The organism is Sphingobium sp. CR28 (assembly GCF_052327305.1).
Lineage (GTDB): Bacteria > Pseudomonadota > Alphaproteobacteria > Sphingomonadales > Sphingomonadaceae > Sphingobium.
This window is the reverse complement of record NZ_CP182486.1, coordinates 423,468-441,813: the sequence shown is the minus strand read 5'-3', so window position 1 is coordinate 441,813 and position 18,346 is coordinate 423,468. Positions and strand designations below refer to the sequence as shown.

At 62.2% G+C, this 18,346-nt stretch carries 17 protein-coding genes and 1 riboswitch; of the genes, 5 read left to right on the top strand and 12 right to left on the bottom strand.

Going from position 1 to position 18,346, the window contains the following annotated elements:
- Window positions 1–4: 4 nt before the first annotated feature.
- From ACNAOH_RS02000 to ACNAOH_RS01990, 3 genes are read left to right on the top strand one after another with little or no spacing between them, the layout of a single operon-like run.
- Window positions 5–1,012: a threonine-phosphate decarboxylase gene (locus ACNAOH_RS02000; protein ID WP_443971109.1), complete on the top strand. Its 1,008-nt coding sequence runs from the start codon at window positions 5–7 to the stop codon at window positions 1,010–1,012.
- Window positions 1,005–1,943, top strand: a complete 939-nt coding sequence (gene cbiB / locus ACNAOH_RS01995; RefSeq protein ID WP_443971108.1) for an adenosylcobinamide-phosphate synthase CbiB — start codon at window positions 1,005–1,007, stop codon at window positions 1,941–1,943. Before ACNAOH_RS02000 ends, cbiB begins: the two co-directional genes overlap by 8 nt.
- Window positions 1,931–3,385, top strand: coding sequence for a cobyric acid synthase (locus ACNAOH_RS01990; RefSeq protein WP_443971107.1), 1,455 nt, complete (start codon window positions 1,931–1,933; stop codon window positions 3,383–3,385). Before cbiB ends, ACNAOH_RS01990 begins: the two co-directional genes overlap by 13 nt.
- Here the strand turns inward: ACNAOH_RS01990 and cobS are convergent.
- From cobS to ACNAOH_RS01930, 12 genes are all read right to left on the bottom strand, one after another.
- Window positions 3,370–4,086, bottom strand: a complete 717-nt coding sequence (gene cobS, locus ACNAOH_RS01985; RefSeq protein WP_443971106.1) for an adenosylcobinamide-GDP ribazoletransferase — start codon at window positions 4,084–4,086, stop codon at window positions 3,370–3,372. The two genes, ACNAOH_RS01990 and cobS, sit on opposite strands and share 16 nt — an antisense overlap.
- A complete protein-coding gene (locus ACNAOH_RS01980; RefSeq protein ID WP_443971105.1) occupies window positions 4,083–4,637 on the bottom strand; it encodes a histidine phosphatase family protein in 555 nt (184 codons plus the stop codon). Before ACNAOH_RS01980 ends, cobS begins: the two co-directional genes overlap by 4 nt.
- Window positions 4,634–5,644, bottom strand: a complete 1,011-nt coding sequence (cobT, locus tag ACNAOH_RS01975; RefSeq protein WP_443971104.1) for a nicotinate-nucleotide--dimethylbenzimidazole phosphoribosyltransferase — start codon at window positions 5,642–5,644, stop codon at window positions 4,634–4,636. The genes ACNAOH_RS01980 and cobT overlap by 4 nt, the downstream gene beginning before the upstream one ends.
- Window positions 5,641–6,048: a DUF1636 domain-containing protein gene (locus ACNAOH_RS01970; RefSeq protein ID WP_443971103.1), complete on the bottom strand. Its 408-nt coding sequence runs from the start codon at window positions 6,046–6,048 to the stop codon at window positions 5,641–5,643. The genes cobT and ACNAOH_RS01970 overlap by 4 nt, the downstream gene beginning before the upstream one ends.
- Window positions 6,042–6,656: a hypothetical protein gene (locus ACNAOH_RS01965; protein WP_443971102.1), complete on the bottom strand. Its 615-nt coding sequence runs from the start codon at window positions 6,654–6,656 to the stop codon at window positions 6,042–6,044. The genes ACNAOH_RS01970 and ACNAOH_RS01965 overlap by 7 nt, the downstream gene beginning before the upstream one ends.
- Window positions 6,656–8,626 carry a TonB-dependent receptor plug domain-containing protein gene (locus tag ACNAOH_RS01960; RefSeq protein ID WP_443971101.1) on the bottom strand — a complete coding sequence of 657 codons (1,971 nt, stop codon included), beginning with the start codon at window positions 8,624–8,626 and terminating at the stop codon, window positions 6,656–6,658. Before ACNAOH_RS01960 ends, ACNAOH_RS01965 begins: the two co-directional genes overlap by 1 nt.
- Before the next feature lie 99 nt (window positions 8,627–8,725).
- Window positions 8,726–8,917, bottom strand: a riboswitch (cobalamin riboswitch).
- A gap of 132 nt (window positions 8,918–9,049) precedes the next feature.
- Complete coding sequence (locus tag ACNAOH_RS01955) at window positions 9,050–9,487, bottom strand: nuclear transport factor 2 family protein (RefSeq protein WP_443971100.1); 438 nt, start codon at window positions 9,485–9,487, stop codon at window positions 9,050–9,052.
- A gap of 52 nt (window positions 9,488–9,539) precedes the next feature.
- Window positions 9,540–10,526: an RraA family protein gene (locus ACNAOH_RS01950; RefSeq protein WP_443971099.1), complete on the bottom strand. Its 987-nt coding sequence runs from the start codon at window positions 10,524–10,526 to the stop codon at window positions 9,540–9,542.
- A 68-nt stretch (window positions 10,527–10,594) separates the two neighbouring features.
- On the bottom strand, window positions 10,595–11,608 hold the full coding sequence (locus ACNAOH_RS01945; RefSeq protein ID WP_443971098.1) for a ThuA domain-containing protein: 1,014 nt from the start codon (window positions 11,606–11,608) through the stop codon (window positions 10,595–10,597).
- 60 nt (window positions 11,609–11,668) lie between these two features.
- Window positions 11,669–12,598, bottom strand: a complete 930-nt coding sequence (locus ACNAOH_RS01940) for a response regulator (protein ID WP_443971097.1) — start codon at window positions 12,596–12,598, stop codon at window positions 11,669–11,671.
- Entirely contained in the window at window positions 12,595–14,238 is a 1,644-nt protein-coding gene (locus tag ACNAOH_RS01935; protein ID WP_443971096.1) for an ATP-binding response regulator, read from the bottom strand. Before ACNAOH_RS01935 ends, ACNAOH_RS01940 begins: the two co-directional genes overlap by 4 nt.
- A 258-nt stretch (window positions 14,239–14,496) precedes the next feature.
- A complete protein-coding gene (locus ACNAOH_RS01930; RefSeq protein WP_443971095.1) occupies window positions 14,497–15,279 on the bottom strand; it encodes an urease accessory protein UreD in 783 nt (260 codons plus the stop codon).
- Between the two features lie 296 nt (window positions 15,280–15,575).
- Here ACNAOH_RS01930 and ACNAOH_RS01925 point away from each other — a divergent pair, with 296 nt between their 5' ends.
- Together ACNAOH_RS01925 and ACNAOH_RS01920 are read left to right on the top strand one after the other, a co-directional pair.
- Complete coding sequence (locus ACNAOH_RS01925) at window positions 15,576–16,037, top strand: (2Fe-2S)-binding protein (RefSeq protein ID WP_443971094.1); 462 nt, start codon at window positions 15,576–15,578, stop codon at window positions 16,035–16,037.
- Window positions 16,034–18,223, top strand: a complete 2,190-nt coding sequence (locus ACNAOH_RS01920) for a molybdopterin cofactor-binding domain-containing protein (RefSeq protein WP_443971093.1) — start codon at window positions 16,034–16,036, stop codon at window positions 18,221–18,223. The genes ACNAOH_RS01925 and ACNAOH_RS01920 overlap by 4 nt, the downstream gene beginning before the upstream one ends.
- Window positions 18,224–18,346 lie beyond the last annotated feature (123 nt).

Genomic DNA, 18,346 nt, shown 5'->3' with positions numbered 1-18,346 from the left:
GAGGATGACGCAAGAGGAATCGACAGGCTCCGCCGAGAAGTTCAGGAGGCATGGCGGCCGACTGGCTGATGCTATGCAGGTCTGGCCGAATGCGCCCCGGCCATGGATCGACCTTTCCACCGGCATCAACCCGCACCCATGGCAGCCGCCCGCCGACCTCCTGTTCGATCCGGCGTCGTTACCGGATGTCGCAGACCTCGCCACACTTGAAGCGAGCGCGGCCCGCCATTTCGGCGTGGCAGCCGCCAGCGTCACGGCCGTTCCGGGCAGCGAAATCGCGCTCCGCCTGTTGCGCGGGGTCGGCCTGCCGTCCCCTCTGGTTGCAGTCTCGCCCAGCTACGGCACTCATGGCGAAGTCGCGAATGACATTGTGGATGTCCCTGCCATCGGCTGCCAATCTGGAGGGACGCTTCTCCTCGCCAATCCTAACAATCCTGATGGCCGGACGATTCAGCCTGCTCGCCTTCGCGAGATCGCTTCCCGTCAGAAGGCCACAGGTGGTTGGCTGGTGATTGACGAAGCCTTTGCGGATGCCAATCCGGGAACCAGCATCCTGCCCATAGAGGACGCTGAGACACCCGTGATCGTGTTGCGATCCTTTGGAAAGTTCTTTGGGCTTGCGGGAGTGCGGTTGGGCTTCGTGATCGCGCCGCCAGCCATTCTCGCGCGCTTCCGCGAAATGCTGGGCGATTGGCCCGTTAGCACGCAGGCCATCGCATGGGGGACCGCAGCCTATTCCGACGCGCAATGGATCGCGGAAGCGCGCGGGGCACTTGCGGCGCGGGCGGCGAGGCTGGATGAGCTTTTGGAGCGCCATGGCCTCAAGGCTCTCGGTGAGAGTCCGCTGTTTCGTCTGGTCGAACACTCCAACGCTGAAGAACTTTTCGCGCGACTGGCTCGCGCCGGTATTCTGACCCGGCCCTTTGCGTCCAATGCGCGATGGCTGCGCTTTGGTTTGCCAGGTGACGATCAGGCGTTCGATCAATTGGACCGGGCGCTCGCAAATGGCTGAGCCGGTGGCACTTCTGGCGCTGCTCATCGACGCGGCGTGCGGATGGCCGTCGCGACTTTACGCTCTTGTCGGGCACCCGGTCGGGGCGTTTGCGCGCTTCCTTGATTGGGCCGAACGGCACTGGAACAGCCCTGCGCGTACCGACAAGGCCCGGCGCTTATTGGGCATTGTGACCATAGTGGTGCTGGACGGTGTGACTGCAGGAGTAGGCGTGGGTGCCGAACGCCTGCTCCACTCGATTCTCGGCGGAGGGGCATGGATCGGCATCGCGCTGTTCGCATGGCCGGGAATAGCTGCTCGCAGCCTCTACTATCATGTCCGGGCCGTTGCCGATGCTCTGAGGCAGGGAGATTTGCCGCAGGCCCGGCGGGCCGTTTCGATGATCGTAGGGCGAGATACCGAGGCGCTCGATGAAGCGGGCATTGCCCGCGCGGCAATCGAGAGCCTCTCGGAGAGTTTCTGCGACGGTGTCGTCGCACCCCTGTTCTGGTTGCTGGTGGCCGGGTTGCCAGGTGTGTGGGCCTATAAGGCGATCAACACGGCGGACAGCATGATCGGTCATCGCGAGCCGCGCTGGCGGGCCTTTGGCTGGGCGGCTGCCCGGACGGACGACGTTGCCAATCTCATTCCCGCCCGACTGTCGGCCGTGCTGATATGCCTCGCGGGCAAAGGCGGTTGGCGCGTGACGTGGCGCGATCATGCGCGCCACGCCTCACCCAACGCGGGATGGCCCGAAGCTGCGATGGCAGGGGCGCTAGGGCTCTCTCTGGCGGGGCCAGTCACCTATGATGGTGTGCTCCATGAAAAGCCGTGGATAGGCGGGGAAGGGCGGCAATCAACAGGAAGCGATGTGCGCCGCGCGCTGCGGGTTTATTTACGCGCATGTCTTTTGTTGGCAATTCTGACGGGAGGCATCGCATGGCTGCGATAATGGTACAGGGCACTGGCTCCGAAGTAGGAAAGTCGGTTCTCGTTGCCGGGCTGTGCCGCGCATTTGCCAACAGGGGGCTGAATGTCCGCCCCTTCAAGCCTCAGAACATGAGCAACAATGCGGCCGTAACGTTCGATGGAGGAGAAATCGGCCGCGCCCAGGCCACGCAGGCAATCGCATGCCGCGTTCCCGCAAGTGTCGACATGAACCCCGTGCTGCTCAAGCCGGAGGGCGATCGTGTCTCGCAGCTCATTGTTCGGGGGAAGGTGCGCGGGACGCTCACCTCAGGGCGCTGGCGGGAAGGGCGCGAAGGCCTGCTGGAGGAGGTGTTGGCCAGCTATCGCCGGCTGGCGGACGAAGCTGATCTTGTCGTCATAGAGGGCGCAGGGTCGCCTGCCGAAACCAATCTGCGCGCCGGCGACATTGCGAATATGGGCTTCGCGCGTGCCGCTAATGTCCCCGTAATCCTCGCTGGTGACATAGATCGTGGGGGCGTCATCGCCTCCTTGGTGGGCACGCATAGCGTGCTCGACCCGGCGGACGCTGCAATGGTTCACGGCTTTTTCATCAACAAGTTCCGGGGCGATCCGGCCTTGTTCGCGGGGGGGATGGCGACGATCGAGCAGCGCACCGGCTGGCGCTCCCTTGGCATCGTGCCATGGCTGGCTCCTGCACGCCGCCTGCCGAGCGAAGATGCTGTCGTGCTCGATCATCCGGTAGTGGGGAGGGGGCATCGCGCGATCATTGCCTGCCCGATCACGCCGCATATCGCCAACTTCGACGATCTTGATCCGCTGAAGCTGGAACCGGGAGTAGAGGTGGTGATGGTGCCGCCGGGAAGGGCGATCCCTGATGCAGCGATGATTATCATCGCGGGCTCGAAGGCGAGCCGGGCGGACATGGCGTTCCTGCGCGCCGAAGGCTGGGACATCGATATTTTGGCGCACCACCGCAAGAAGCGACCCGTGCTGGGGCTTTGCGGGGGCTATCAGATGCTGGGGCGCACGATCGCCGATCCTTTGGGCATTGAGGGGGCGGCGGGCACGACTACAGGGCTAGGGCTGCTGGACGTGGAGACCGTGCTGGGTGACGACAAGACCTTGACGCAGGTCACCGGCGAGGCGCTAGGCGCTTCCTTTAGTGGTTACGAAATCCACCTCGGGCAGACGACCGGTAGCGGAACGGATCGCCCGCTGGGCCGCTTGTCGGATGGCCGGGCGGAGGGTGCGCTGACCGCAGATGGACTTGTGGCTGGCACCTATGTTCACGGGCTGCTGGGGGAGGCAGCGCAGCGCGCAGCCTGGCTCGCGAGGATCGGCGTCGCGGGGCAAGGACCGGATCACCATTCCGATGTCGACGCTGCCCTTGATGAGATCGGAGAAGCAATCGAGCGCGCGCTTGATGTCGATGCGATACTGGCGATTGCTCAGCGGGCAGCCTGAACGACGCAGGCGAGCAATAAAAGGCTCTCGGCGACCTCGATCCCAGCGCCATGCATGTCTCCCGTCATGCCGCCTATCCGCCAGCGGAACCAGAAGCCGATAAAAGCGAGGATGATGGGCGCAATGGCAAGCCAGGGGAGCGCGAAGCAGGCGAGGAGGAGTGCTACGCCTCCTAAGATCAGGTCACTGCCGCGAACCGCGTTGGCCATGGCCGCTCCCAATCCGTCAGAACGAAGAGGGCGCAGATATCTAGCCCAGAAGAGCGGTCCCAGCCGCGCCACAGCCGGAATCAGGATGATCGCGGCCCAATATGTCGGCAGGAGTAAGCTGAGCATCACGAGCTTACACAAAATCTGCAACACGATCGCCACCACGCCGAAGCTGCCGATGTGCGGATCGGCCATGACGGCAAGCAATCGCGCTTTGTCGCCGTGCGCCGCGCCGAGTCCGTCTGCGAGGTCGCCCAGACCATCCAGATGAAGCGCGCCGGTCACCCAGACCCAGGCGAGCAGGGCGGCCAGCGCGCCTAGCCAGGGATGAAGCCACGCGCCGAACCAGCCGGCCACCGCGACAATCGCTCCGATTGCGAGCCCAATGGCGGGATAATAGCGCACCGATCGGGCAAACATGTCCGCAGTCGCGTCCACTCTCGGCACAGGTAGGCGCGTAAGAAACGCGAGGGCGATCCAGAGGCCCCTCATGAGCGTAGCCCTATTATCTGGGCGTGACGTGGGGTGCCATCCCAGACGTTCAGAGTGAGGAGCGACGCATAGGGAAGATCGAACGCCCATGCCGCCAATAGAGACAAGCCGCAGAGATGCGCCAGAGCGGCACGCATCGCTCCGCCATGTGTGACGACGAGCGTGGGCGCCGGCCTCAGCGCATCAATCGCTGCGCCCACTCGCATAACGAGGGCGGACCACCGCTCGCCACCGGGGGGCGGGTGACGGTCTGGATCTTGCCAGAAGAGATCCAGTGCCATCGGATCGACGCTGGCAGGAGCGAGGCCGTCCCACTCGCCGAAGTCGAGTTCACGCCAACGAGGCTCGATGTGGGTCTCTCCGCACGCCTCGGCACATCGGCGCGCCCGGATCAGATCTGAGGAGATCAGGACAGCCGGTGACAGGTCGCGTGCTTGCGCGATGCAAGCCTCAATCCCCTCGGGCGTCACGTTGCAGTCTGTCGAGCCCAGAAGCCGGCCACTCTCCACCGGAGCGCCGTGGCGCATCAGGTAGAGCGGAAAGCTTGTCATCCGGCAGCTATGCCGGCTTCGGCAAAAGTCGCCATGTTCTCATGCATGGCAAGGGCCGAGCGCACGATCTGCGCCGCGACCGCTGCGCCACTCCCTTCACCCAATCGCATGTCCAGAGAAAGAAGAGGGGCAAGGCCCAACCGGTCTAGCAAGCGGCGATGCCCGGGCTCCGCTGAACAATGGCCGGCGAGGCAATGTTCCGTGATGGCCGGCGCATAGCGCGCGAGGGGTGCGATCGCACTGGTGCTGATGAAGCCGTCCAACAGGACGGGAACGCGGCTTTTGCGCGCGGTGAGGAGCGCGCCCGCGATCGCCGCGATTTCCCTGCCGCCGACGCGACGCAATATCTCAAAGGCGGAACCGAATTGGCCGGCGTGGCGAGCCAGTGCCGCGTCGACCACCTCGGCCTTGCGCGCGACTCCTGCGGCATCCATCCCGGTTCCCGGACCTGCCCAGTCGGCGCCGGTTCCACCGAAACTCGCGGCGGCGAGGGCGGCGGCAGCCGTGGAGTTGCCGATGCCCATCTCGCCCAGCACGAGCAAATCCGCATCGCCTACGGCCGCTGCACCGGCATTGACTGCCGCGAGGCACTCCGCGTCGGTCATTGCCGGCGCGTGGGTGAAGTCTGCGGTGGGCTGGTCGAGATCGAGAGAAACGACAGCAAGGTCCAAACCCGCAGCAGCAGCGAGCGCATTGATGGCGGCGCCCCCCGCCGCGAAGTTCGCGACCATTTGTCCGGTGACTTCAGCGGGAAAGGCGCTCACTCCTCGCGCGACCACGCCGTGATTGCCCGCAAAAACCAGCGCGCGCCCGCGCTCGATCTTGGGACGAACATTCCCGTGCCAGCCCGCTATGAATATCGCAATCTCTTCGAGCCGGCCAAGCGAACCGGGTGGCTTGGTCAGTTCCGCCTGCCGGGCCATGGCCGCAGCGCGGGCAGCGGCGTCCGGAGGCGGGAGATCCGCCAGTGCCTGCTCGAATGCGGCAACCGTGTCGAACGCGCTCATGCGACGATATAGCCCGGTGGCGGCGTGCGGGCGATGAAATGGCCCTTCACCCCGTCCGGCCATTCGCGGAACGGCACTTGTCCCTCCGCGCTTGCCGCATAGGCCTTTGCATAATCGAGGAGGGCCTGCGCGGCTTCGTCGGTCGGCTCGAAACGGCCAAGGATGTAGCCGATTTTTTCAGAGGCCCGCAAATGAACCGTGCAGAAGTCCCCACAGGCGAAGAGGCAAGCCATCTCCTCCATGGCAATGCCGTCATGGCCGGAGCTTTGGGCCATAATACGGCGGAGCGCTTCGGCTAGGCGCGCTCCACCCCTCCGCCCATCGGCGTCTTCTCTCTCATTCGCGGAATGGCGACAGGTGTTGCATATAATGATTGTTGTGCCGTCGCCGCTCCGCTTCAGCATATCGCCACGGACCCGCGTTCCCCGGACGTGCCCCCGTCACGCGGGATGCCTGGCATCCCGATTGCGAGCAGTGCCCGACACAACCCGTAGAGCGCGACGAGGATCTCACCATTACGCACAAACTGGCGGGCGTTGATCGCCGGAGACAAGGCGGTATCAACACCTCCCAGCCCGAACGACCAGAGCAGAATGACCGCCTTGAACGTCACGGACGCGACCAGATAGGCCACGACAATCCGCGCGAGCATGGAAGGGCTCTGCATACGGATTGTGACGTGCCTGGCCGCGACGACACAGGCAACCGCCGCCATGCAGAGTGCGGCTGCCCATGCCAGCGTCGTCGCATCCCGTGGATAATCATGCAAACCGAAGCCGACGAGCTGACTTGCGGCCCACGCAACGACCATGAGCGGGATACCGTCCCGCCCGCGCATCTGCGTGGCGGCCAGCGCTGCCAGGGCAGTGAACGGTGTGGCGCAGGCCAGCGCAACTGTGGTCACTGTGCTGGCGAGAGTAAGGATGACGATCCACAAGGTGGCAGTGGTGCCATCGGCCGCGCCTGTTAAGCGCTGCCGTGAGCGGTTTCCAATCTTTGTGAAGAAGCCCATCAGAACCGACCTCGCAGGCCGGCGTAGATGCTCCGGCCCAGTGTGCCATAGCGATAGATCGTCTCGTATTTCTCGTCGAAGACATTCTCGCCGCGCACGAAAAAGCGGACTTCTTCGGACACGGGCATCTCTATGCGCAGATCGACCAGCGTGTAGGGGGCGAGCCGCGTGCTATTGCTGGCATTGTCGAAGCTTTCGCCTGCCCATCGCACGGCTGCTCCGAGAGACGGCCCCTTAGGAATGCTGTACTGCGCGCTGATATTCCACGCGTGACGCGGGCGACGAGCAAGTTGCTTTCCAAAATTCGCGGAGCCCTGGGAGCGATCCTCGGATAGCGTCCAGCTGTAGTTGCCATCTATGGATAGCGCGTCGCTGATGGCAACATGTCCTGCTGCCTCGATGCCTTGGGCGAACGCACGGGCGACGTTTTCATAATATCCAAAACGCCGCTGGGTGCTGCTCCCAGGCATGAAGCAGAGCGGGTCTACGGTTGTCGTTGAGCAACTGGCGAAGACGATCAGGTCTCGCGAGCGACGCTCAAAATAGGTCGCGCCCAGGCTGACTTTTCCATCGAGAAAGCGCTGCTCGGTGCCTGCTTCCCATCCATGTGCCTGTTCAGGGTCAAGGGTCTGGTTCCCATATTCCGAGAAGAGCTGGTAAAGCGTCGGCGCCTTGAACCCTTCGGAATAGCTTGCGCGGAGCACAGTGCCGGTCGGCAGTGCCCAGACGCCTCCGCCAGCGAACAGGGTTCGCGAGCCAAACCGGTTATGGTCGTCATTGCGCAGCCCGCCCGTTAGCGTCAGCCCTTCCGTCGGGGTGAGATTGAGCTGGCCGTAGAAGCTGGTGATCTCGGCCCGTCCGCGCGCAGGCGCTGGAACCGGGGTTGCCAGACTGGCGGGAGGGGAGACGCTGCGGAAGCGGCTGACCTCGTTTTCCGCGCCGAACAAAGCTTCTACGCCGGGCACGATAGCCAGGCTGCCCTGATACTCCAGCCGGCGGTTCTTGCCCGCCGCGTCGAATGTCTGCCTCCGCGCAAGCGCGGGATTGAAGTTGTCGCGGTCGGTGTCGGTATAACCATAAGCGATGCGATTGCGGAACCGCCCGTCCAGCAACGCGACGTTCAGGCCGGCATAGCCCACGAATTCACGGTTGCGCGAATACTCAGCAGTGTCGCCGCTGAACCCGTCGATCTGGACCCGGCCATTGGAATAATAGCCCCGCAGATCAGCGCTTACGCCGTCGGTGATATCGAGCACAGCGCGGCCGGTGACGGATTGATTGGTGTAGCCGTCAGCCTCTTTCCCACCGAAAGCGGGCGCAATTGCGGAGACGCCGTCCGTCGTGAAAGCCTGCCCGCCGATCCGCCAGGCAAGGGGACCAGTACGACCGCCGATCGCGGCGCGTGCGCTCACTGTCTCGCGGCTACCGGCCTCGACATCGACACTGCCTTCAAGCGCCTTTTCCGGCAGAGGAGTAACGATATTGACGACACCGCCGATTGCCTGACTACCCCACAGGATCGACTGGGGTCCGCGAAGCACCTCGATACGGCTGGCATCGCCGGTGAGCAGGTTCGCGAAATTATAGCCGCCGCCGGTCGATGAGGGATCATTGAGTTTCACGCCGTCAATGACCACCACCGTCTGGTCGCTCTCTGCGCCGCGGATGCGCAGCGAGGTGGCGGTGCCGTAGCCGCCATTGCGGGAGAGGCTGACGCCGGGCGTGCGCAGCAGCAGGTCGGCAACTGAAAGATCGCCAGCCTGGTCGATGGACATCTTGTCAAGGACGGTGATGGAGGCGGCGACGCGGTCGATCGGCAGAGCGCTGCGCGTCGCGGTGACGATCACTGTTCCGTCGCTGCTCCCGGCCGCGCTGGTCGCGGCGGCGTCCGGTGCGGGTGCTTCGACCTGCGCAAGCGCAACTGCCGGGGTGATCAGAGCGATGCCGGCAAGAAACTGAACCTTCTTCATGTAATCTCCACGTGACGACACCCCCGGCGAAGTCGCCGGAGGCTGATTCTTGTCGTTGCGCGGGTTTACCCCCGTCCACTCGGCGCACCCTGGCCGATCGGAGAACGACAGCGACGGGCAGGTCTCCTGGCTTGCGGGTCAGTGCCGGTCCTCGCCGCCTTCTCAGGATTCTCATCCCAATGGCATATGGCGTAGTGGCTCGCCGCTCACAGTTGCAGGGGCAGCCGGGGTCTTGAACCCCGTTCCCATTTCAATCCCCGATTAAGGGGAACCTGTCGCTCCGGGCGCCATAGGACGCGATATTAGATCAGGTCAACGGGTGATCGCATCCGAGCGAAAGAGCGCCGGATGGGCAAGGGAGGATAGTCTTCGCCGCTACGAGAGTGCGTTACACTCAGGTAGCGGCTTCGAGGTGATGCTGGATCAGTCGACGAGAATGGCCTGATAGACGATCTTGTCGTTGCGGACGATGAACACGTCCTTGCCGGAAACCTGGTTGGACTGACCCTTGTTCTGCACCCAGTAAAGGAGGGCGCCATCGGTTCCGACCGGCTCGATCCGCGTTTCCATGGCCTTTACGCCAGGCAGGTTGGGCTTGGCGGTGATGGTCGCAAAGACGCGCTGGGCGTTGGCCGAACCGGAGTAGACGCCCGGCCCATCGGCAGGGGTCTGACCTGCGACGAGCCCCTTCGGCGTGATCACGACTGTGTCAGCCGAATAATCATCCATGATGCGCGTGATGTCGCCCGTCTTCATCGAATCGACATGGCGCTGCACGACCTCGGCAGGGGATGCTGCATAGGCCGCACCGGCCAGGCAGACGCTGGCAATGATGGAAGCGGAAACGAGACGGAACGACATGATCTTCTCCCTTGAGTGGTTTCTCAAATGAATGGCGTGGCTTCTTATGCGTTTAGCCTTCGTAAGGTATACCTTTTTCGCGGCTGTCTATCATTTGGCGAATGACTTCTGCCTTAACGGGCAGCTTGTTCTGGTTGGCGCGCAACCAGGAAAGATAATCTGCCTCGATCGCATCAGTCCACCGCGTGTCGATCTGACCGGCGGTATACTTGCCCTCTCGCAGGCGCTGGTGGCCGAACATATCCCGCAGGCGGGTGACCTCCGAGAGTTTGACGACACGTTCGGCAAGCTGTGGCGGGATGAATATCACGCCACCGGAGCGACCAAGCACGACATCGCCGGGCATGACGGTGGCTTTGCCAATTCTCGTGGGACCGTTGATGCCAACCATGGTGGAGTTGAGACGCGCGCCCGTCGCCGAAGAGCCGAAGTGGTGGGACGGATCATATGAGCGGACAAAGGAGACGAAGTTCGGCAACTCCTTCAGTCCTTCGATGTCGCGTATCGCTCCGTCATAGACGATGCCGTTGCCTGTTCGCGCATAGATGGCGTTGGCGACATTATCGCCGACCGAAGGGCCGTTTTCCTTGAGGCCGAAATGATCGGCGACATAAACGTCGCCTTTCTGGAGCATATCCACCGGCCAGGCATTCATCGCGCCCTTGCGGCCAGCCGCCGCACCGTCCTTCTCGATCACGGTCTGGATGTCAGGTCGCCCAGGCATCCACTGTGCAGTGAGCGCACGGCCGACCATCACCTTGTCGGGCAGGAGTGATAGCCAGCCATCCTCATATTGATGATTGAAGCCGGCGCCGCGCAGCGTCGCCCATGCTTCCTCCAGCGTGACCGACTTCATACGCTCCAGTATGTCGTCAGATACTTTGGGGCGGCCGTCCGGAAACCGCTCGCCCGTCCATGCGGGCGTGTACCGGACCACCTCCTCGCTGGAGAAGAAGCCTTCGCCGGCCGACGCCTGAGGAGCAAGCGACACCGCCAGTAGGGCAAGCGCGCATAAGCGGAACGGCTGATTCAATGGCATCCCTATATCCCCTTCTGTCCAGCCTGCCGGAGTGTGTCTCGGTCAGGTGATGGTTTACGTCAATGCACTCAAAGTTCCGGCGGTGGTGGCACGCTGGCACCGCCGCGCGGCACCACTACACCTGCCGACCATAATATGGCGTTCACTAGAAAGCGGCGCTGCTGAGCGAAAAGATGGATATTGTCGTGGAAGTCATTTCCTCCCCAGACAATGGAACGCCCTCCCTCGGGTCGGTTATAGGCCCATGCGACCGGATTGGTTGCGCCGTTTTCCTTCTTCTGCGGGATGGCGCTCAACAATACAGTACGACCAGGGTTGTCGCTTAGAAAGAAGCGTGAATACATTTCATCACGCGCCGTCCAGTGCTTCACGCCGCGCAGAACAGGATGTGAGGACCGGATGGGTTTGATCGCCCAGTTGTCGACCGGGTTATGCGAGGCGTAGGGAATCCACAGACCGCCCAGCCAACTCAGGAAATATCGGCGAGCAACCCAGTTCTCTACCCACATAGTGTAGTGGAATACGACGAGTCCGGTCTTCTTGCGTTTTATAAGCGCATCAAACCCTTCAAGAAATTTGAGCGTTTCCGCGTCGTAGGTGTGCCCGTCCGTGTCCCCAAACTGCGGGAAGAAAGCGCCGGTCTCGCGCTTGAGCCAGTCCCCGTTGCCGTGGATTACGATCGCGTCCGCGTCTTCGAACAGCCTCAAGTCCCGGGGGGCCTTGCCGATGACGACTTGGGTCGAGATCCGCTCGCTGGCGCCGGAATGCTCCAGTGCCCAGGCCAGTTCGCGCAAGTCCTTTTCATATTCATGCCGGCCCGGCGAACCATGTTCCTTGGGGCTGCCGATCAGGACGATCTTTTTCTTAGGAACCTGCGCCGACGCAAGTTGTGGGCTCTGAAGCAGCAAGAGCGTGCCCAAGGCCAACAGGAGCCTGACAAGATGAGTGCGCCGTGCCGTCATTTCGCGATAAGGCTCAGGGCGTACCTGCGACGTGTACCGAATTTCAAACGACCCCCTCCCAGCAAACAGCGCGTGCGAATCTTCATGTTCGCCACGGCTCGTAAAGGAGGCATGACACATTCCGCACACCTTACCAATGGGCTCGGGAGCGGTGAAGAAGGTCGGTTCTCGCTACGGGTGCTATTGCGTGATCACGCGGACGGCGAACGCGGCGGCGGCAGCGCGCGTTTCGACCCCCAGTTTCTCGAAAATCTGCTCCAGATGCTTGTTCACAGTGCGCGGGCTGATCGAGAGAATTTCGCTTATGACGCGATTGGGTTTTCCATAACTGAGCCACAAAAGGACTTCGGCCTCACGCTGAGTCAGCCCGAAATGACCTTGCAAGCGAACAATATCGGCTTGTGGATCGAGATGATTGATGCGGATCAGCAATTCTTCGGGACGTGGACGACCGACGACGATCAATTCGATCGTCTCTCCCGTTCCGAGATCTATCTTCGTCACGGCGCCGGCTTGCGCGTCGTCCTGCGCCATTCGGGTGATGGACGCTTGAAGGATGCGCGGCAGCGCACCGTCCGCCCGAGACCATGTTGGCTCGAGAGTCTGCATTAGTCGCTCGGCGGCGGGTGTGGTCCAGCTGATCCGCTCGGCCCCTGTACCTGTAACGGCAATGAGGTTGCGGCCAGTGGCATCAAGCGCGAATTCGCTGCCTTGGGCACGCCGCGCATTCCCAAGATGAACCCTCACGCGGGCGAGCAACTCCTCGACCACGATGGGCTTTCGCACATAATCGACGCCTCCGGATTCGAGTGCGTGGACGACATGCTCGCTTTCAGTCAGGCCCGTCATGAAGATGATGGGCAAGCGTTCACCCGCTGGCAGCGCCTTGATCGCGCGGGTCGTCTCGAAACCGTCCATACCCGGCATGACTGCATCCATGAGAACGAGATCCGGCACGACATGCTCGAAGAGGGTGAGAGTAGCCTCGCCGCTCGTCGCGATCAGCACGGAGATTCCTGCGGCCTCGAGCGTGTCCGTCAGAAAATGGAGCGACTCCGGCGTGTCGTCGACCACGAGGACGGTATCGGAAGAAGGATAGGGAGGAGTCATCGTGCGGCCCTGATTGCATTGATAAGACCCTTGAGGTCAAATCGATCGAGATAGGCGAGCAGTCGTGTCGCGAGCGGCCCGGCGGCGGGTATGGCGGTCTCAAGCGCGCGCACGCTCGCTTCTATGCCCCGCACATGGCCAATGACCGCCTTCCTTTCTATGTCCGCCAGGAACGGGGCAGCCTCTTCGGGCAGGGACGGGGAGGGCGCCTCCTCCGCCGCTTTTTCTCGTTGAGCTCCGTCCCCGGTCCAACGAATGTCCAAATGGTCCGCAATGGCATCGAGCAGGGCGTCGAGTTGAATCGGTTTAAGAAGGAACTGGTCGTGGGCCGCTCGTCCATCGTTACCCCGACTGAATTCATGGGCGTTTCCGGAGACCATGATGATGCGCAGTGCTGGGCCAAAGCGCTTTCGCAAGGATTTGGCGACCTCCCAGCCCGATTCTCCCGGCATCGACACGTCGAGCAGAACAATATCGGGAGGCAGGCGCTCTGCCATCAAAAGCCCCTCCGGTCCGTTTCTCGCCTCCGCTACTTGGAAATCCAGTGGTTCTAGCAGACTGCGCAGCAACGCGAGCTGGGCCACGTCATCGTCGATCAGCAGGATCTTGCGCCTCTCTCCCTCATAGCCCGAGGCTCGACCGGCGAGGGACATATTCACCACCGGCGCTGTGACCTGGCCCATCATCAGGCGCATCGTGAAATGCGTGCCCTTACCCGGGGTGCTTTTGACCGCTAGGTCACCGCCCAGGATACGAACCAGAGCCTGGGTAATTGCGAGTCCAAGGCCCACGCCCTTCTGACGCTGGGCATCCGGATTGCCGCCCCGCTCGAAGGGCTCGAAGACCCGCGCCATGTCGGCGGGCGCGATACCGATACCCGTGTCGATAATCTCGAATGTCGCGAGCTGGCTGCGATATCGAATGCGGAATATCACAGATCCGGTACGTGTGAACTTGATGGCGTTTGACAGGAGATTGATGAGGATCTGCCGCAGACGCTTCTGGTCCGTCCTTACGAAATCAGGCAGCTGCTCTGGTCGCTGATAATCGAATTCGATGCCTTTCCCGAGAGCTTGCGGCCGAAACATGTCGGCGATCTGGTCCACAAAGGGTGAGAAGCGGACCGTGTCGTTGGAGATGCGCAACACGCCGCTTTCCATCTGAGAGATGTCAAGCAAGCCTTCGACGAGATTCGTGAGATGCTCTGCGCTGCGGCGAATGACCTTTGCGGCCTCAATGGGCGCGACCTCATGTCCACGCTCCATAAGCTGGGCATAACCATAAATGGAATTGAGCGGCGATCGGATCTCGTGGCTGACGCTCAGAAGATAGCGGCTCTTGGCGGTATTGGCTGCCTCGGCGGCCTCCTTGGCTTTCTGGAGTTCAGCTTCCGTTGCGCTATGCGCCTTGATCTCTTCCAGGAGCTTCTGCACATGATGTTCACTCTCCTCCATTGCAGATCGCCTGCTGTGATGAGCGAGCACGATCATCCACGCCAATACCCCGCCTAGCATCAGGAACAGGAGGAAGAGCGCCAGCATCAGGGGAGCAAGCTGGCTTGCTGCTGCGGGCGCCCGGTTGGAAAAAAGCCCGTACAAGCCACCGATCAGCGCCGCATCGGTAAGCAGGAAAACCGTCATTATTCCCAAAAAATGGCCGAGAGGCGGCGAGACGTAGCGCGCCGCAGGATCGGGTAAAACGCGCTCTAGCCAATGTTCCGTGTGCGGCATCGTTCGTTTACCTGACTGATAACGAGAGCCGAGCGCCGGAGGCGTGCAGCAAATGAAAGGGATGGGCGCGCGTTGCCGACGCAACGGTTGCGGCGGCCGTCATAAGCCGGCTGACCTGTCCATGCGACCTCGGGCGTCAATCGTGCAGCATGTCCTCAGCGTCATGGTCTAACGATAGCCGATGGCGGCCATGGAAGGCGACACCCCGAATATCGCAGCCCGCAGAACCCCGCCCGCCCGCATCAAATCCCGCCGCAGCGTCTGGGGATCGCCGCTGCTTAGCCGCATGACCAGTAGGCCATCGAAATCTATCACTTTCCCGCCGGCAGGCGCCATGAGTGTCCGCGCCAGCGCCAGGTGATCCCGTGCGTCTGGTCCGGCATAGACAAGCGTCGCACTTGCTGGAGCAGGGGCATCGTTGGAGGGCGGCTCTTCGAGTTGGGGGATCTCCCCTTCAAAGCGCAGCGTGTCTGACCAGATCAGACGGCCATCGCGCTGAATAGTCCAGCTGTCGTAAATGGACCCGTTTGTGCAGGCCTCATCTTGAGTGTCGCGGCTCAGTTCCAATGTTTCCATAGCCAGAACGCGTGCGTCTGCGGTCAGATCTATATCAAGAGACCGGCGCATTCTGCCGCGATCAAACAGGATGGCTTCATGCGCCACCCATTCGCATCGGCCACCTTCGCCAATAGAGATGCGGGTCTTGATCGTAGTCGGGGGTTCCTCAGGCCGGCTGCCATGTATCTTCTCGGCTGTCTGGGGAACGACCGTGCCGGAGGCGCCAGGGGCGATCGATATCGCCAACGTCATGCGATCACCGCCGGCAAGGCCTCCGCTGGTGCTTGTTACGAATACGAGCGGGAAGTCGCTCTTCTTGCCTTCCGGGAACAATAAGCGCGCAGGAGCGACCTCTGCCATGTCCCGGATTTCTCGTTTGGAGAACGCGATCATGGCGTGCCCGCTCACTCGCTCGGGTTCACAGTGAAACGACGCGGAAATCGCGGACTGGGCGTTCATAACGGGTATCTGATTGGGCAACCGGGCGGGAGACATGGGGTGTATGACGTATGGAGGTGATTGAGCTGCGCTACCGACGTGTGCGGCGCCAACCTTGTGCAGGTCATGCAATCCCGTTTGGGACGAAATAGACGCAAGCAGGACGCTCTACGTCAAACGCCTCATTCGATCCGAGCCGGGGGTAGACAAGGGCAGGACTTCCGCCCCAATATCGCCGAACGGGAGGGCCTATGCCGGTCAATTTGACAGTGAATGGAAAGAAGCGCTCGGTCGATGGCGACCCGACCAAGCCTCTGCTGTGGGTCCTGCGCGAGGATCTCGACCTTGTGGGCACGAAATTCGGGTGTGGTGCCGGCCTTTGCGGTGCTTGCACCGTTCATGTCGATGGCGCCCCGACCCGGGCCTGCCAGACCCCGGTGGGTGACGTAGACGGCATGTCGATCACAACCATCGAGAGTGTAGCGGCAAGTCCAGCAGGCAAGCGTATCGCGGCTGCGTGGATCGAACAGGATGTGCCGCAATGCGGCTATTGTCAGGCGGGTCAGATCATGAGCGCGGTGGCGCTGCTCAATCAGACCCCGAAGCCGAGCGACGACGATATCGACGCCGCTATGCAAGGTAATTTGTGCCGCTGCTCCACTTACGTCCGCATTCGAGCAGCGATCAAGGCGGCCGCAGGAGCAGCCGCATGAGCGCGGTGGAATCGCTCTCGCGACGCGGATTTATCAGTGCGTCGCTACTGGCCGGCGGAGGCCTGCTCTTTGACCTTCGCGTGCCGATGGCCAGCGCGGCGGAAACACAGCCGGTGATCCTGAGCGCCTTCATCCGCATCCTGCCCGACAACCGGGTCATCATCGGGGCGAAGAACGCAGAAGTGGGGCAGGGCGCAAAAACGATGCTCCCGATGCTCATCGCGGAGGAACTGGACGTCGACTGGGCGCAGGTCAGCATCGAGCAGACTCATGCTGATCAGGCGATCTTCGGTGGGCAGACCGCGGGCGGAAGCCGCACCACGCCACGGGAATGGCTGCCCACGCGACGTGCCGGCGCTGCGGCACGAGCGATGCTTGTCGCGGCCGCAGCCGCGCAATGGAAGGTCGCGCCCGAGACGTTGAAGACCGGGAGCGGCAAGGTGACCGACCCAGCGTCCGGCCGAACCATGACCTATGCGGCGTTGGCTGAGGCTGCGGCGCGGATTACGCCGCCCGATCCTGCGAGCCTGACGCTGAAAGAGCCGTCCGCGTTTCGCATCATCGGCAAATCGATCGTGGGCGTGGACACCCCGGCGATTGTCGCAGGCAAGCCCCTTTATGGTATCGATTTCAAGCTGCCCGGCATGCTGTACGCTGTGTTGGAGACATGCCCAGCATATGGCGGCACTCTGAAATCCGCGAATCTTGAGGCTGTGCGGGCGCAGCCGGGTGTACGCCACGTGCTCACGATCAAGGGCGACGGTCAGGCAGAGTCACTTTTTGACGGGGTCGCGATCCTCTCCGAAAGCTGGTGGTCCGCGAACAAAGCCCGCGAAGCCCTCAAGGTGGAGTGGGACGATACCGCCCAGCGCGGTTTCTCCACAGACGACTATGAGCGCCAGGCGCGGACGCGCCGGACCGCCAAGGCCGATGCGGATATTGTGCGCACAGGGGACGTCGATGCCGCCTTCGGCTCGGCTGCAAAGGTGGTAAAGGCCGACTATAGCTATCCCTTTTTGGCTCACGCCACTCTTGAGCCGCAGAATTGCACGGCTTTGTTCAAGGATGGTGCCATCGAGCTCTGGGCACCTACCCAAAATCCCGAAAGCGGGCGTGCATCGGTAGCCAAGGCTCTGAACATTTCTCCCGAGAAGGTCCGTATCAATTTCCTGCGGATCGGTGGGGGTTTTGGTCGCCGCCTTTTGAACGATTATATGGTGCAGGTCGCCGTCATCGCTGCGCAGGTGCCGGGTATTCCGGTCAAGCTGCTCTACACGAGGCAGGACGATATGCGGCGGGACTTCTTCCGTCCCGCGGGCTGGCATGGCTTCCGTGCCGCGATCGGCAAAGATGGCGCCTTGACGGCTTTCCATGACCACTTCGTTACGTTTGGTCAGGGTGGACGGCCACTTCGGGCCGCAGAAATGCCGGCTACCGAACTGCCGGCCGGTTTGATCCCCAATGTTCTGCTGGAGCAAAGCATGCTTGCCACCAACCTGCCGACAGGCTGGTTGCGCGCACCCGGCTCGAATGCGCTCGCCTTTGTGACGCAGGCATTTCTCGACGAGGTGGCGGAGGCTGCGGGCAGGGATCTGCCGACGCTGATGCTGGAGTTGTTCGCTAAGCCCCAGGAGCTCTCGCGCGGTAGCAACGCTCCGGCGTTTATTACCACGCGCGCCAGAGGCGTGATCGAAAAAGTCTGCGCCATGGCTGATTGGGCAGGGCGCAAATCCCTGCGCAAGGGCAGCGGCAAGGGCTTCGCCTTCTACTTCAGCCATATGGGCTATTTCGCTGAGGTGCTGGAAGTCGTGATCGAGGATGGCGCTCCCAAAGTGAAGACTGTCTGGGTGGCGGGCGATGTGGGCAGTCAGATCATCAATCCGATCAATGCGCTTCATCAGGTGCAGGGTTCGGTAATTGAGGGTCTGGGGCAGGCACTCGCCGGACAGAAGATCACGCAGGTGAAAGGAGCCGTGGAGCAGGGCAACTTCGACACTCATCCGCTTCAGCGTATTGCCGAGACGCCCACGATTCACGTCGAGTTCGTCAAGACGGATTACTCGCCCACTGGCCTTGGGGAACCAGCCCTGCCGCCTGTCATCCCGGCTCTCGCAAATGCAATCTATGCCGCCACTGGCAAGCGCATTCGTAGCCTGCCGATCGTGCCCGAGATGATTAGCGCCTGAACTGGCCGTAGAGGCCTGCGCTTACATGCGGTGTAGCGTTCCTCGGGGGTGTGTCCCGATATTGAAAAGCCGGACGCGGTAGAACCGACCCGGCTTTTCTATTTATCGACCGGCTAGGCGATC